The organism is Nocardia sp. NPDC004260 (assembly GCF_053603155.1).
In genome coordinates this window covers 133,067-145,548 of the sequence record NZ_JBSGEZ010000001.1, presented here as the reverse complement: position 1 = coordinate 145,548, position 12,482 = coordinate 133,067, and the positions used below count along the sequence as shown (strand labels likewise).

12 protein-coding genes and 1 pseudogene are annotated in these 12,482 nt (G+C 71.1%); 4 read left to right on the top strand and 9 right to left on the bottom strand.

Features of this window, described 5'->3' with window-relative positions; translation table 11 throughout:
* Positions 1 to 4: 4 nt before the first annotated feature.
* The 5 genes and pseudogenes from ACWEO7_RS00760 to pdxR form a co-directional block, all read right to left on the bottom strand.
* Positions 5 to 835, bottom strand: a complete 831-nt coding sequence (locus ACWEO7_RS00760) for a carboxylesterase family protein (RefSeq protein ID WP_452419900.1) — start codon at positions 833 to 835, stop codon at positions 5 to 7.
* An 85-nt stretch (positions 836 to 920) separates the two neighbouring features.
* A pseudogene (locus ACWEO7_RS00755) lies at positions 921 to 1,514 on the bottom strand (carboxylesterase family protein); the annotation flags it as partial.
* A gap of 13 nt (positions 1,515 to 1,527) precedes the next feature.
* Positions 1,528 to 2,964: a dihydrolipoyl dehydrogenase family protein gene (locus ACWEO7_RS00750; RefSeq protein ID WP_452419899.1), complete on the bottom strand. Its 1,437-nt coding sequence runs from the start codon at positions 2,962 to 2,964 to the stop codon at positions 1,528 to 1,530.
* Between the two features lie 8 nt (positions 2,965 to 2,972).
* Positions 2,973 to 3,218 carry a DUF2630 family protein gene (locus tag ACWEO7_RS00745; protein WP_450026573.1) on the bottom strand — a complete coding sequence of 82 codons (246 nt, stop codon included), beginning with the start codon at positions 3,216 to 3,218 and terminating at the stop codon, positions 2,973 to 2,975.
* An 84-nt stretch (positions 3,219 to 3,302) separates the two neighbouring features.
* Positions 3,303 to 4,673, bottom strand: a complete 1,371-nt coding sequence (pdxR, locus tag ACWEO7_RS00740) for a MocR-like pyridoxine biosynthesis transcription factor PdxR (RefSeq protein ID WP_452419898.1) — start codon at positions 4,671 to 4,673, stop codon at positions 3,303 to 3,305.
* 80 nt (positions 4,674 to 4,753) lie between these two features.
* On the opposite strand from pdxR, the gene ACWEO7_RS00735 reads away from it, so the two are divergent.
* Entirely contained in the window at positions 4,754 to 5,434 is a 681-nt protein-coding gene (locus ACWEO7_RS00735) for a pyridoxamine 5'-phosphate oxidase family protein (RefSeq protein WP_450026954.1), read from the top strand.
* Between the two features lie 88 nt (positions 5,435 to 5,522).
* On the opposite strand, the gene ACWEO7_RS00730 is transcribed toward ACWEO7_RS00735, so the two are convergent.
* Complete coding sequence (locus tag ACWEO7_RS00730; RefSeq protein WP_452419897.1) at positions 5,523 to 6,242, bottom strand: DUF4386 family protein; 720 nt, start codon at positions 6,240 to 6,242, stop codon at positions 5,523 to 5,525.
* Positions 6,243 to 6,300: 58 nt separating this feature from the next.
* Here ACWEO7_RS00730 and ACWEO7_RS00725 point away from each other — a divergent pair, with 58 nt between their 5' ends.
* The gene (locus tag ACWEO7_RS00725) at positions 6,301 to 7,020 is read left to right on the top strand and encodes a TetR/AcrR family transcriptional regulator (protein ID WP_452419896.1); all 720 of its coding nucleotides are present in this window, start codon (positions 6,301 to 6,303) and stop codon (positions 7,018 to 7,020) included.
* On the opposite strand, the gene ACWEO7_RS00720 is transcribed toward ACWEO7_RS00725, so the two are convergent.
* The 3 genes from ACWEO7_RS00720 to ACWEO7_RS00710 all read right to left on the bottom strand — a co-directional run bounded on the left by ACWEO7_RS00720 (position 6,996) and on the right by ACWEO7_RS00710 (position 10,165).
* The gene (locus ACWEO7_RS00720) at positions 6,996 to 7,766 is read right to left on the bottom strand and encodes an MspA family porin (RefSeq protein WP_452419895.1); all 771 of its coding nucleotides are present in this window, start codon (positions 7,764 to 7,766) and stop codon (positions 6,996 to 6,998) included. The two genes, ACWEO7_RS00725 and ACWEO7_RS00720, sit on opposite strands and share 25 nt — an antisense overlap.
* Positions 7,767 to 8,144: 378 nt before the next feature.
* The gene (locus ACWEO7_RS00715; protein ID WP_452419894.1) at positions 8,145 to 9,386 is read right to left on the bottom strand and encodes a hypothetical protein; all 1,242 of its coding nucleotides are present in this window, start codon (positions 9,384 to 9,386) and stop codon (positions 8,145 to 8,147) included.
* Positions 9,387 to 9,391: 5 nt separating this feature from the next.
* A complete protein-coding gene (locus tag ACWEO7_RS00710; RefSeq protein ID WP_452419893.1) occupies positions 9,392 to 10,165 on the bottom strand; it encodes a crotonase/enoyl-CoA hydratase family protein in 774 nt (257 codons plus the stop codon).
* Positions 10,166 to 10,218: 53 nt separating this feature from the next.
* Between ACWEO7_RS00710 and ACWEO7_RS00705 the strand changes: the two genes are divergently transcribed.
* Together ACWEO7_RS00705 and ACWEO7_RS00700 are read left to right on the top strand one after the other, a co-directional pair.
* Positions 10,219 to 10,869: a TetR/AcrR family transcriptional regulator gene (locus tag ACWEO7_RS00705; RefSeq protein WP_379250710.1), complete on the top strand. Its 651-nt coding sequence runs from the start codon at positions 10,219 to 10,221 to the stop codon at positions 10,867 to 10,869.
* Positions 10,856 to 12,475: an acyl-CoA dehydrogenase family protein gene (locus ACWEO7_RS00700; RefSeq protein ID WP_452419892.1), complete on the top strand. Its 1,620-nt coding sequence runs from the start codon at positions 10,856 to 10,858 to the stop codon at positions 12,473 to 12,475. The genes ACWEO7_RS00705 and ACWEO7_RS00700 overlap by 14 nt, the downstream gene beginning before the upstream one ends.
* Positions 12,476 to 12,482: the final 7 nt, after the last annotated feature.

The following is a 12,482-nucleotide window of genomic DNA, read 5'->3' as shown; positions in this document are numbered from 1 at the left end:
CGGCTCAGGTCAGCGTCGGGACCCGCACGCCCTGCCAGGCGAGTCGCTTCTCCCGGTCGGGGTCGTGTTCCACGCGCGTGGGGTAGTCGATGATCAGGGTGGACCTGCGGGCCTCCGTATAAGCGGGCCAGGACGGCAGCGGAGCTCCGGTGCGCGCGAAAGCCAGCCAGTTGTCCTGGAACTGCTCGGTGACCGCCCGCAGTCCGCGCCTGCCGCCCGCGGCGGTGAAGGCCCGGCCGATCGGAGTATCCGTCACGCCGAAGACCGGAACGAGATCGGTCGCGTGCGTGGCGCCGATCCCGGCGAGTTGCAGGGCGCGCGGTGCGAAGTCGTAACGGTAGGCGTAGGTCGGCGCGTGCCTGCTGTGACCTTCCATGACCTTCACCGAAGGACGCCAGAAGGTGTAGTCGCCGCCCGCCCGCACCGCGGCCTTCGGCTGGGGATAGCCGGGATACGCCGCCTTGATTTTGGACTCGGTCTCGGTGGAGTTGCCGAGCGCCGAGCGCAGCCGGTCCGGAGTGGTGGGCAGTTCGTCGGCGAACCTGGCGAACAGCGTGCCCTCGTCGCGGTTGGTGCCGATGATCAGCGGCACCCGGTGCGCGGAGCCGTCGGTGATCGCGTCGACCGGGGAAACCGGCAGGAACTCGCCGTCCACCACCGGGCACACCGGAAACGCGCCGGGCTGTTCCCGCACCACCTGTGCGATGGTGCGATCGACCGCGCGGCGGATGTCGTTCGCGCCCGCGGTGCGCAGGGCGGTATGCGCGGTGTCCGGCGTGGCGCCCAGCGCGGCGACGCAGCGGCGCGCGAAGCCGCGGGCTTCCTCGGCGGTCACTGCCCAGTCGGCGGGCGGGCTCTGGGGAAATGGCCTGATGGAAAAGCCCTTTGGCTTTGGGTGTGGCCAGGAGACCGAGTACGGCGTGCGCCCCGGCCGATTCGCCGAAGATCGTCACGTTGTCCGGATCGCCGCCGAAGGCCGCGATATTGGTGCGCACCCACTCCAATGCGGCGAGCTGGTCACGTAAGCCGAGGTTCGAGTCGAACGGTTCCCGCGCGGTGCCGAATTCGCTGAAGTCGACGTAGCCGAACGCACCCAGCCGGTAGTTCAGCGAGACCACCACCACATCGCCACGCAGCGCCAGTCGCGCGCCGGAGTACAGCCCGAGCGCGGAGGTTCCGATGAGATAGCCGCCGCCGTGGATGAACACCAGCACCGGGCGCGGGCTCGCCGCCGGTGTCGCGGGCATGGTGACATTGAGTGTCAACGCGTCCTCGCTGGTCGGCTGATAGGCGCGCGGCCCGATTCGCGCCCCGGAGCGATGCTGCATCGCCGCGGAGGTGAAGTCCGTCGCCGCCCGCACGCCGGACCAGGGTTCGACCGGCTGTGGAGCGCGAAACCGCAGGTCTCCGATGAGAGGAGCCGCGTAGGGAATGGACCGCCAGCGCAGGACGCGGCGGCCCCGGCGACCGCGGACGACTCCGTCGGCGGTCGCGATATCCGTTGTTGCCACCATTTTCAAATGGTAGCTACGCGCGCCGCTCCTCCAACAGGCGCAGCCAGAACTCGCTGACCGCCGGGAAAGCTGGCACGGCGTGCCAGAGAGTGGACAGCGGCACCCGGCCGACCACGGCGATCGTCGCCGCGTGCAATTGCTCGCCCACGTCGGGCCCCACGAAGGTGGCGCCGAGCAGCGTATCGGTGGCGCGGTCGATCACCAGTTTCGCGCGGCCCGCGTAGTCGTCCCGGGACAACGCCGATCCGGCCACCTCGATGTCGAGTTCGACGGTCTCCACCGAGTGCCCCGCGTCCCTGGCCGCGGCCTCGGTCAGGCCGACCGCCGCGACCTCCGGCGCGGTGAACACCACTTGCGGCACCTTGCCATGATCGGAACTCGCCACGAACCGTGGATCCTCCAGCGGCCGGCCCTCGGCCCGCGCGGCGATCACGTCGCCGCACACCCGGCCCTGGTACTTGCCCATGTGGGTGAGCGCGGCGCGGTGGTTGAGGTCGCCGACCACATACAGCCACTCGCCCTCGACATCGCGCGCGGTGAGATGGTCGTCGACCGCGATGTAACCGTCGGACAGCCCGACCGTGTCCAGGCCCAGCCCGTTCGTGGCGGGTGCGCGCCCGGCCGCCACCACGATCTCGTCCACCTCCAGCGCCGACTCGCCTTCGGGACCGCGCAACCGGACCGTGACGGGACCGCCGTGGATCCGGCCCTCGCCGGTGTCCTTCGCGACCGGGCGCTCGACGGCGGTGGGCTCGGTGCGGAAACGCACCCGCACGCCCGCGTCGGTCAGCGCCGCCGCCACCCGTTCGCCCGCGAACGGCTCGTTGGCGGCCAGCAGCGCCGAGCCGCGCACCAGCAGGTCGACCTCGGCCCCGAGCGTGGCCAGCCAGGTCGCCGCCTCACCGGCCACCACGCCGCCGCCGACCACGGCGACCCGCCGCGGGACCTCGTGCAGATTGGTGGCGTCGCGGGAGGTCCACGGCAGCGCGGCGCGCAGGCCGGGCACGTCGGGCACGTTCGCGGTGGTGCCGGTGGCGAGCACCACGGCATGCCGGGCGCGCAACTGCCGCCCGCCGACCTCGACCGAGCGCGTGCCGGTCAGGCGGCCGGTGCCGCGCACGACGTCGATGTGTTTGCCGCGCGCCCAGTCGGCCTGGGAGGCATCGTCATGGTCGTGCACGAAGGCGTCGCGCCGCCGCAGCACCGCATCGACGTCGAGGCCGGTGGCCGAAACACCCGGCATCGCCCGCGCGGCCGCCAGGACGTGACCCGGCCGCAACAGCGCTTTGCTCGGGATGCAGGCCCAATAGGAACATTCGCCGCCGATGAGTTCACGCTCCACGATGGCGGCCGTGCGGTCGCTGCCCGCGACGGCGTAGGCGGCGGCGTTCTCGCCCGCCGGTCCGCCACCGATCACGATGACGTCGTAGTCGGCTGGTGTGTTCGACATCGCCGCGCCTACTGCAGGTAGCCCTCGACCTGCGAAACCGTATTGGCTTGGACCGCGTCCGGGGACTCGCCCTGGTCGATCCGCGCGCGGCGATGGCGGAGCAGGTCCCAGGCCTGATCCAGCATCACTTCCAGTTCGGCCAGGCGCTGGCGTTCGGTCCTCGGGTCCAATTCGCCGCGAGTCGCCTGCGAGCGCAGCTGGTGCTCCTGGTCGACCAGTTCCTTGATCCGCGCCAGGATGTCCTGTTCGCTCATGGTCCGTCCTTTCCGGCATGTGCGGGGCTCCGCGTGATCACGCTGCGCTGCCGCCTCCGGGCCTGTTCGCTGACCCCGACCATGCTACGGCTGGGCCAGGCACGCGGCGGCCTTCGGGACGGCCACGGCGAGTTCCGGCCAGGACAGCGCCGTGTAGCCGAGCGCGACGCCGAAGTGGTCCCGGCGCGATCCGAGGTGATGTCTGGCCAACCCGTCCAGCGCGACACCGTGCGCCAGGCCTTCGGCGACCACGCGCAGCTCGTCCTCGGCCGACTCCACCGGTACGACGACGTGCGAACCCGCGTCGTCGCCGAGCACGCCGAGTCCGCGGCGGCGCAGTTCGGTCACCACCAGCGCCCGGCGCGGTGGCAGCATGCGGCGCAGCCTGCGCAGGTGCCTGGCCAGATCACCGTGTGCGGCGAAAGCGGCGAGCACGCGCTGGCCCGCCGTGCTCGGGCCGGTGCCGGTGCGCTCGCGGTGGGCGAGCACCGCCCCGGCGATCTCCGGAGCGGCGAGCAACCAGCCGACACCGAAACTGGGGGACAGGATCTTGCTCGTCGTGCCCAGGTGGACGACGACGTCCGGAGCCATGGTGGCCAGCAGCGGCAGCGGCGCGGTGTCGTAGCGCAATTCGCCGTCGTAGTCGTCCTCGATGACCAAGATCCCGGAGCGGCGCGCATGCTCCACCAGCTCGACCCGCCGCGCCGCGGGCATCCGCGCGCCGAGTGGGAATTGATGCGCCGGAGTGCAATACACCGCTTTGATCCGGGACGGCAGTGCGTCGACGCGCAGTCCGTGCGCGTCGACGGGAACCGGGACGACCTCGAGACCGGCCGTCGCGAATGCCCCTGCGGCGCGCTGATAGCCGGGATCCTCCATGGCGACGGCATCGCCCGGCCGCAGCAGCGCCACGGCCAATTCGCCTACGGCGGAACTGGTTCCCGCCGTGGCGAGCAGCACCGTGTCGCTGCCCGCGCCGATCCCGCGGTGACGCAGCAGATGCTCGGTGACCGCCGTGCGGAACTCCGGTTCGCCCGCGCGGTCCTTGCGCACGAGCGGGGAGTGGTCCGCCGCGGCGCGCCAGGCGCGGCGCCACGCGGCCGGATCGATGGCGTCGACGCACGGCGCGCCGGGGGCGAGGTCGAACAGCTGCGGCGCGGCGTCGGTGTCGTGCACGGGGCCGGTGCGCGCGGGCGCGGCGGCCGGTGCGGTCGTCAGGTAGGTTCCGGAGCCGCGTCTGCCGTCGAGCCAGCCCTCCGCGTGCAATTGGTCGTATGCGGCGGCGACCACGGTGCGGCTCACGCCGAGCCGCCCGGCCAGCGCGCGGGTGGACGGCAACCGGTCGCCGCCGCGCAGCGGCCCGCTGGTCGCCGCGCGGCGCAGTTGATCGGCGATCTGCACCGACAGCGGTTGCGCCAGGTCGCGATCGAGGTCGAGGGGAAGGTCATCCAGCACGACTCCTCCTCGAAGTGGACTGGTGAGAATCATTCGAATTGGCACTTTGATAATGCCATTAGCGGCTCGATGCTGGGTTCATGACCGAAACAGTCAGCCCACGCGCTCCCCTCTCGCCGACGCCGCGCAGCACGCCGACCCGGCTGACCGACCGTGCCCGCACCGATCGCGCCGACTTGGACGCGGTGCTCGACGCCGGGCTGATCTGCCACTTCGGTGTGCTGCTCGGCGGCGCGCCGGTCGTGTTGCCGACCGCCTACGGCCGCGACGGCGACACGCTCTACCTGCACGGCTCCACCGGCGCGGGAAACCTGCGCGCGGCGCTCGCCGCCGACATCTCGGTGGCGGTGACCTTGGTCGACGGCGTGGTCTACGCGCGTTCGGCCATGCATTTCTCGATGAACTACCGCTCCGCGGTCGTGCTCGGCCGGGCGCGGGAGGTGACCGAGCACGACGAACGACTGCACGGGCTGCGCGTGATCGTCGAGCACGCCGCACCGGGCGCGTGGTCGCGCGTGCGGCCCCCGAGCAAGAAGGAGCTCGCCGCCACGAAGGTGCTCGCTCTCGACCTCACCGAGGCATCGGTGAAGGTCCGTGCGGGGGGCCCGAAGGACGACCCATCGGACATCGACAACGGCGGCGTGTGGGCCGGTGTCCTCCCGCTGCGCCAGATGTGGGACACCCCGATCGACTCCGCGGACCTGGACCCCGGCGTCTCGGTCCCCGCCGACGTCCTGGGGCGCTCTGCCCCCGCCCGCTGACTACTTGCGGGGATGAGGACGACGGCGCGAGTCCGGCGATGTCGACCGCTGCGCGTGACCCACACGGTTGCTCGGGTTTTCGCGGGCGTCACAGCGGGTGCGGCGCGTCGACCGGCTGCGCGGACGCGGAGTCGTGGCGGGCCGCCGAGGCGGCTGGGCGGCAGGCGAGCAGCGCCGCGAATGTGAGGAGCCAGATGCTCCACAGCACATAGCCCGCGAAGTTCGCCTGCGCGGTGAGCGGGACGTTCAGCGGTACCAGTACTCCGCTGAGCACCAAGACGGCGCAGGCGCAGCCGAGTGCGCTCCACACTGCGGGCATTCTGTGCCGCAACGCGATGGCGACCAAGGCCGTCCACGCGGCGGTGAGGGTGTATCCGGCCGTCTCGCCGAGGCCGGTGCCGAGCACCGCGCCCAGCACTTCGAAAGTGCGCACGGCCGAGGAGCCGGGGCCTTCCTCGGCGGCCCGCGCCGCCAGCGCCGGCACCGCGACGGTCCAGCGCAGCAAGCCGATCGCCTGCACGGCGGCGGCCGCGACGCCCGTCGCGACGGCGGCGCGCATGGCCGGTGCGCGGTCCAGCCTGCCGATCAGCACCGCCAACGGCGCCAGTGCGGCGGCTGCGACGGCCAGCACGACGAACCAGGTGACAACGGCGGTTTGGTTCTGCCGGAACAGAGCGAGCACCTCGGCCGCGGGTTCGCGTAACACGTGCGGATAGTCGAAGGCCGAGCCGAGTCCGGCGAAGGCGACGTTCAGGGTGATCGGCGCGGCCACCAGCAGGGCGATGACGGGCCAGGGGCGTGCGGGCATGGCGTCTCAATTCTGACTGTACGGGGTACAGGTAGCTGTACGGGGTACAGTCAACCGGGTGGCAACGGCGAAGTCAACACCCGGAGAACGCAGGACCAGACCCGAGCGACGGGCGTTCAGTGACACGCAGATCGTCGATGCCGCCATGGAACTCATGGACGAGGGCGGTGTCGCCGCGGTGTCGATCCGATCGGTCGCGACTCGGCTGGGCGTGAATCCGAACGCGGTCTACACCTACGTCGCGAGCCGGGCCGACCTGGAGCGCGCGGTGGTCGAACGGGTGCTCGGAGCGGTGCCGGTCGCCGTGCTCGCCGACCCGGGCGTCGAACCCCGCGCGGCCGTCCTGGAATTCGCCCGTGGACTACGAACCGAGGTGCGGAGACATCCCGCGGTGGCGGGGTTGATGATGAGCGCGCCCATGGACGGCGACGCCGCACGAGACGTCGGGGAGGCGTTGCTGAACTGCCTGGCCAGAACCGGCCTCCCCGAGGAGGACTGCGCCCGCGCGGCCTACGCCGTGATGGTGCAGGTCATCGGCTCGCTCGCCATGGAAGTCGCGGAAACCGACGGAAGACTCCCGCTGGCGCCGGAATCCGAGCGGATCGCCGGGCGCGCGGCCGCGTTCGACACCGTGGACGGTGACCGGTGGCCGCGCACCCGCGCGAATGCCGCCGTACTGGCGCAGTGGATCTCGGACGCGCAGTTCGACTGGGGACTGGGCGCGCTGCTGGACGGATTGATGCGGCGCGACGGTCAGAACCAGAACGCGGCGCCATAGCCGGTCGTTTGCGCGGTTGCCCTTTTCGAATCGGCCCGTACGGTGACAAAAGGCATGGCCGAAGCCGGTGAAAGGCAACCGCTGACATTCAACGGGGTATTGGTGTGCGCGAAGGTGTAGGGGAATTCGGATTCCCCGTCGATTTCCGCCGCGCCGACCACCGCCGCCGTGACCGAACCGGGGGCCAGGTTCACCGCGAGTTCGCCGGCGACGCCCGCCTCGACGCCGATGCTGGGCTGGATGGCAACGGCGGCGCCGACGGTGACGCTCGGCGGCGCCATCAGTTGCAGGGAGGGCATCATCATCATGTGCTGATCGGGCATGTTCATCTGCACGGAGGGCGCCTCGAAGGTGAGGGAGCCCTCCAGGCCGAAGGAGGGCGCGATCCCGGCGTTGATTCCGACGCTGGGTGAGATACCGATCGAGATGCCGTTGGAGATGTCGACCGCGCAGCCGACCAGATATCCGACGGCGATCTCTCCGCCGCGCAGCGCCGTGGGGCCGTCGAGAGACACCGAGAAGTCTCCGGACACCCGCACCGAATGCACGAACGGAATCCCCGGCGCGATGTCACCGGCGGGCGCGAAGTTGTTGGCGTTCGCCGACGCGATCAGATGCAGTCCACCGGCGTTGATCTCTCCTGGCGCGGCGCCCGCCACGGAATCGGAAACAGCGAAAGCGCCGGTAGCGGTCACCACCACCGCGATGATCGCGGCGAGAGTACGCGAATGCCTTCGGTTCATCATGCTCCAGTCGAGTATCGATGGAATCGGAACTTTTTGCGCGAAACGGACTTGCACGGCAAATGGGTCGTCGCGGCCCTCACTCGGCATACGCCGCAGACTTTATCGGGCGGTGCCGCCGTCGGCGGTGAGCACGCCACACGGCGAGTCGGCCGACCCGACCGATCGCGGTCGTCGGCATTCGCGCGAATCGCCGTGACCGGCGGGCGAAACTATCGGATTTCATACCAGGTCGACAAAACTCACCGCTGTTCGCCGAAATTTTGCGCGTGTCGTATGAACTGGCCGTGCGGAGATCCGCGAGCCGGGGTGCGCGCCCGTGGATATGCTCGCCGCTCGGCGGGCGCGCGTGGGGACGCTCGGCGTGTCAGTCCGCGGGAATCACCACGGCGAGGCGTGCAAGCCCGCGGAATTCACCGCGCGCACCGCCAGTTCGCGCAGCGCACCGGCGGACTCGATCCGCGCCGGGTCGAGGGAGACCAGGCTGAGCACGTAATCGTCGCCGATACGGCAGAGGTAGCCCGAGAGGCGGGTGCGGGGCAGTCGCGAGCTGGTGAGGCCGGGATGGATGGCGCGAGCGGCGACGCCGGTGCAGCGGTGTGGGCCGAGTTCGAGCAACGAGGCCGGGAGCGTGCCGATGTTGGAGCACAGAATGTCGCGTTCGCCCGCGCCTTTGGACAGTGCGTAGGCCCAGCGGTCCGGAATCACCTGGAGGAGTTCTTCGGGCATGTCGTTCGGCGCGGACATGCGGTGCTCATAGGCGGAACGGGCCAGCGCACGGATTGTCGCCGGGGTGTCGGCGCGGGTGATCGCGATGCGCGTCATGGCGAGATCGTTGTCGACACGGGGTTCGTCGCGGGTGTCGACAGGCAGGCTGGTTTCGATCGTGTCGCCGGGAAACCCGCTGTCCCAGAGCACCCTCGCGACGAGTTGGATGAACAGGCTGTTGGACGTACCGCCGTCGCGCGCCGCCACGCGATCCCACGCCGCGGCCGGGCATTGCAGGATCGCGCTGTGCGTCGCGTTGTCGGCCCTGCGCGGCCGCTCGTCCCGGCTCGGCGCGGCGGGTTGCCGCGGAACCCCGTGCCGCAGCGCCGCCGCGGTACCGCGCAGGACGATCGACCACTGGCGGCGGGCGTCGGCCCAATCCGATTCCCGTGCGGAGAGATCCGCCGGACGTACCCGAGCGCCGCCCAGTGCGTCGTCCACCGCGAGTACCAGCGCGCGCCCGTCGGCCAGCACGTGCGAGCACGTGAGGGAGACGACCGAACCGCCGTCATCCAGCGCCGCGGTCGAAAGCCGCCACCCCGGGCCGTATTCCGGATCGAGCCCGGCGCCCTGCACGTCGGCCCAGTCGAGCAGGTCCGCGACCGGGAGGACGCCCTCGGCGCGGCGTATCGGATACGACCGGACATTCGCCCGCCAGGCCCGGCGAGCTCCCGGAACGCGCGGGCGAACCACTCTGCGTCCCAAAGGGCCCGACCGCAGCGCCTCGTGCACTCGCACCAGCAGCGCAGGGTCCACCCGGTCGGCCGTCCGCCACAGCCCCTGCAAGGCGATCGGCGTGCCGAGCCCTCGGTGGCCGCGCAGGAAGATCTCGTCGACGACGCTCAGCCGGCCCATGGGGCTCAGGCGCGAGCGCCGTGCCGGCCCGCGCCGGCCGCGAAGCGCTGCGCGCCGTCCAGCGCGCCGTCGGCCAGCGCCGTCAGCCCGTGGCGGAATTCGTTGCGCAGCGCGGACTCCTCGGTCATCCCCTCCTGCTCCAGCATCGACATCCGGTCCGAGCGCAGGCAGGTCTGCGGCAGCGCGGCCAGTTCGGCGGCCAGCGCCTCCGCCGCACGGCGGGCTTCACCGGCGGGCACCACGCGATTCACCAGCCCGATTCGCAGCGCCTCCTCGGCGGCGACCGCGCGGCCGGTGAGCACCAGGTCCATGGCGCGGCCCGCGCCGATGATCTGCGGCAGCCGGACGGTACCGCCATCGATCAGCGGGACGCCCCAGCGGCGGCAGAAGACGCCGAAGGTGCTGTCCTGTTCGGCGACCCGCAGATCGCACCACAACGCGAGCTCGAGCCCGCCCGCCACCGCGTAGCCGGAGACCGCGGCGATCACCGGCTTGGACAGCCGCATCCTGGTCGGTCCCATCGGGCCGTCACCGTCCTCAGCGGCCCGGTTGGAGCGCTCGGTACCGAGTGCCTTCAGGTCGGCGCCCGCGCAGAAGGTGCCGCCGTCGCCCCACAGCACCGCGACCGCCGCATCGGGGTCGGCGTCGAACTCACGGAAGGCGTCGGCCAGCGCCGCGGCGGTCGGCCCGTCCACGGCGTTGCGTGCTTCGGGCCGGTGCAGGATCACGGTCGTCACGGGGCCGTTGCGTTCGATGAGTACCGTCACGCGCTCGACCATACGCCGTAAAAGCACCCTTGTGTGAAGAAATGAATTCGTGCTTCACTTCTTGGGTGGCCTACCGCAGAACTCCCGCTGTGCAGGCCCGCCTGGACGCTCAGGCGGGGCTGATCGTGCAGGCCGCGACGAAGGTGCTGTCGCGCGGCGGCTACGCCGCGCTGTCCATGGCGGCGGTCGCGACCGAGGCGGGCTTGGCCACCGGCACGGTCTACAAGAACTTCGACGGCAAGTCCGCGTTGGTGCGTGCGGTGTTCCGGAAAGTGGTCGCCCGCGAGGTCGCCGCCGTGGCCGCGGCGGGCGCGCTCGGAACGGCCGTCGAACGGGTCACCGCGGCCGTGGAGACCTTCGCGGGCCGTGCGCTGAAGAACCCGAACCTGGCCTACGTGCTGCTCGCCGAGCCGGTCGACGCGGCCGTGGACAGCGAACGCCTGCACTTCCGGCGGGCGTTCGCCGAGACCTTCGAATCGGCGGTGGCCGAGGGCATCGCGCGAGGCGAGATCCCGCCGCAGGACCCGAGGATCAGCGCGGCCGCATTGGTCGGCGCGATCGGCGAGGTGCTCGTCGGGCCGCTCGCCGACGCGCCGCACGGCGAATCCGTCGTCCCCGAACTCACCGCTTTCGCGATGCGCGCACTCGGCGTGCGCGACGACCCGGGCGCGGGTGGCGCCCGGCTGGAATCAGGAGTGTCAGATGCAGACGCATGAAGTCTTCAACCAGGTGCCCGATATCGTGCCGTTCGACGTGTCGCGCAATCCGGCGCTGCTCGAGGGCCTGCACCGGGAAGGGGCGGGCTGGGCGGAAGCCGAAGTGCGAGAACTGGGCGCGCTCGCGGGCGGCGCGCAGGCGCAGGAGTGGGGCAGGCTGGCCAACGAATATCCGCCGGTGCTGCGCACGCACGACCGGTACGGGCACCGCATCGACGAGGTCGAGTTCCATCCGCACTGGCACGACCTGATGCGCGTCGCCGTCGAGCACGGCCTGCACGGCGCCCCGTGGCTGGACGACCGGCCGGGCGCGCACGTGGCGCGCGCGGCGAAGTTCTACACCTGGGGCGCCGCCGACGCGGGCCACATGTGCCCGATCTCGATGACCTACGCGGTGGTCCCCGCGTTGCGGCACAACCGGGAACTGGCGGCGAAATACGAGCCGCTGCTCGGCTCCCGCGTCTACGAATTCGGGTTGCGCGAGCCGTCCACCAAGGCCGGGCTCATCGCGGGTATGTCGATGACCGAGAAGCAGGGCGGCTCGGACGTGCGCGCCAACACGACCACCGCGACGCCGCAGCCGGACGGCTCCTACCGGATCGTCGGCCACAAGTGGTTCACCTCCGCGCCGATGTCGGACATGTTCCTCACGCTGGCGCAGGCGCCCGGCGGCCTGTCCTGTTTCCTGCTGCCCCGGGTGCTGCCGGACGGCACCCGCAACCCGATCCGCATCCAGCGACTGAAGGACAAGCTGGGCAACAAGTCCAATGCCTCTTCGGAGATCGAGTACGAGAACGCCTCGGGCTGGCTGGTCGGCGCGGAGGGCGCGGGCGTCAAGACCATCATCGAGATGGTGAACATGACCAGGCTGGACTGCGTGATCGGGTCCGCGACCGGTATGCGGGCGGGCGCGGTGTACGCGGTGCACCACGCGCGGCACCGGAAAGTGTTCGGCGCCGAGCTGATCGACCAGCCCGCCATGCGCAACGTGCTGGCCGACCTGGTGATCGAGTCCGACGCCGCGACCACCGTGATGATGCGGCTGGCCGGGGCCACCGACCGGGCGGGCGGCGATCCGGCCGAGGCGGCGCTGCGGCGCATCGCGCTCGCGGTCACCAAGTACTGGGTGTGCAAGCGGGCGCCCGCGCATGCGGCCGAGGCGCTGGAATGCTTCGGGGGCAACGGATATGCCGAGGAATCCGGTATGCCGCGGCTGTACCGGGAGGCGCCGCTGATGTCGATCTGGGAGGGGTCGGGCAATGTCGCCGCGCTGGACGCGCTGCGTGCCATGGGGCGTCAGCCGGAGACGGTGGAGGCGTACTTCAACGAAGTGTCGCTCGCCAAGGGCGAGAATCCGCGCCTGGACGACGCGATCGCCCGGGTCGGCAAGGAATTGTCGGATCTCAACGACATCGAGTACCGCGCGAGGCGTGTCGTCGAGCTGATGGCGCTGGTGCTGCAAGGCGCGCAGCTGGTCCGGCACGGTCATCCCGCCGTCGCCGACGCGTTCTGCGCGACCCGGCTCGGCGACGACTGGGGCATCGCGTTCGGCACTTTGCCCACCGGCGTCGACACCGGCGCGATCATCGAACGGGCATTCGTCTGAGCTGTCG

Bases quoted from the DNA above. Each gene is read 5' to 3' on its own strand.
- ACWEO7_RS00750 (WP_452419899.1), bottom strand. From the start codon at position 2,964: ATGTCGAACACACCAGCCGACTACGACGTCATCGTGATCGGTGGCGGA.
- ACWEO7_RS00745 (WP_450026573.1), bottom strand. From the start codon at position 3,218: ATGAGCGAACAGGACATCCTGGCGCGGATCAAGGAACTGGTCGACCAG.
- ACWEO7_RS00735 (WP_450026954.1), top strand. From the start codon at position 4,754: ATGACCGAAACAGTCAGCCCACGCGCTCCCCTCTCGCCGACGCCGCGC.
- ACWEO7_RS00730 (WP_452419897.1), bottom strand. From the start codon at position 6,242: ATGCCCGCACGCCCCTGGCCCGTCATCGCCCTGCTGGTGGCCGCGCCG.
- ACWEO7_RS00720 (WP_452419895.1), bottom strand. From the start codon at position 7,766: ATGATGAACCGAAGGCATTCGCGTACTCTCGCCGCGATCATCGCGGTG.
- ACWEO7_RS00715 (WP_452419894.1), bottom strand. From the start codon at position 9,386: ATGGGCCGGCTGAGCGTCGTCGACGAGATCTTCCTGCGCGGCCACCGA.
- ACWEO7_RS00710 (WP_452419893.1), bottom strand. From the start codon at position 10,165: ATGGTCGAGCGCGTGACGGTACTCATCGAACGCAACGGCCCCGTGACG.
- ACWEO7_RS00700 (WP_452419892.1), top strand. From the start codon at position 10,856: ATGCAGACGCATGAAGTCTTCAACCAGGTGCCCGATATCGTGCCGTTC.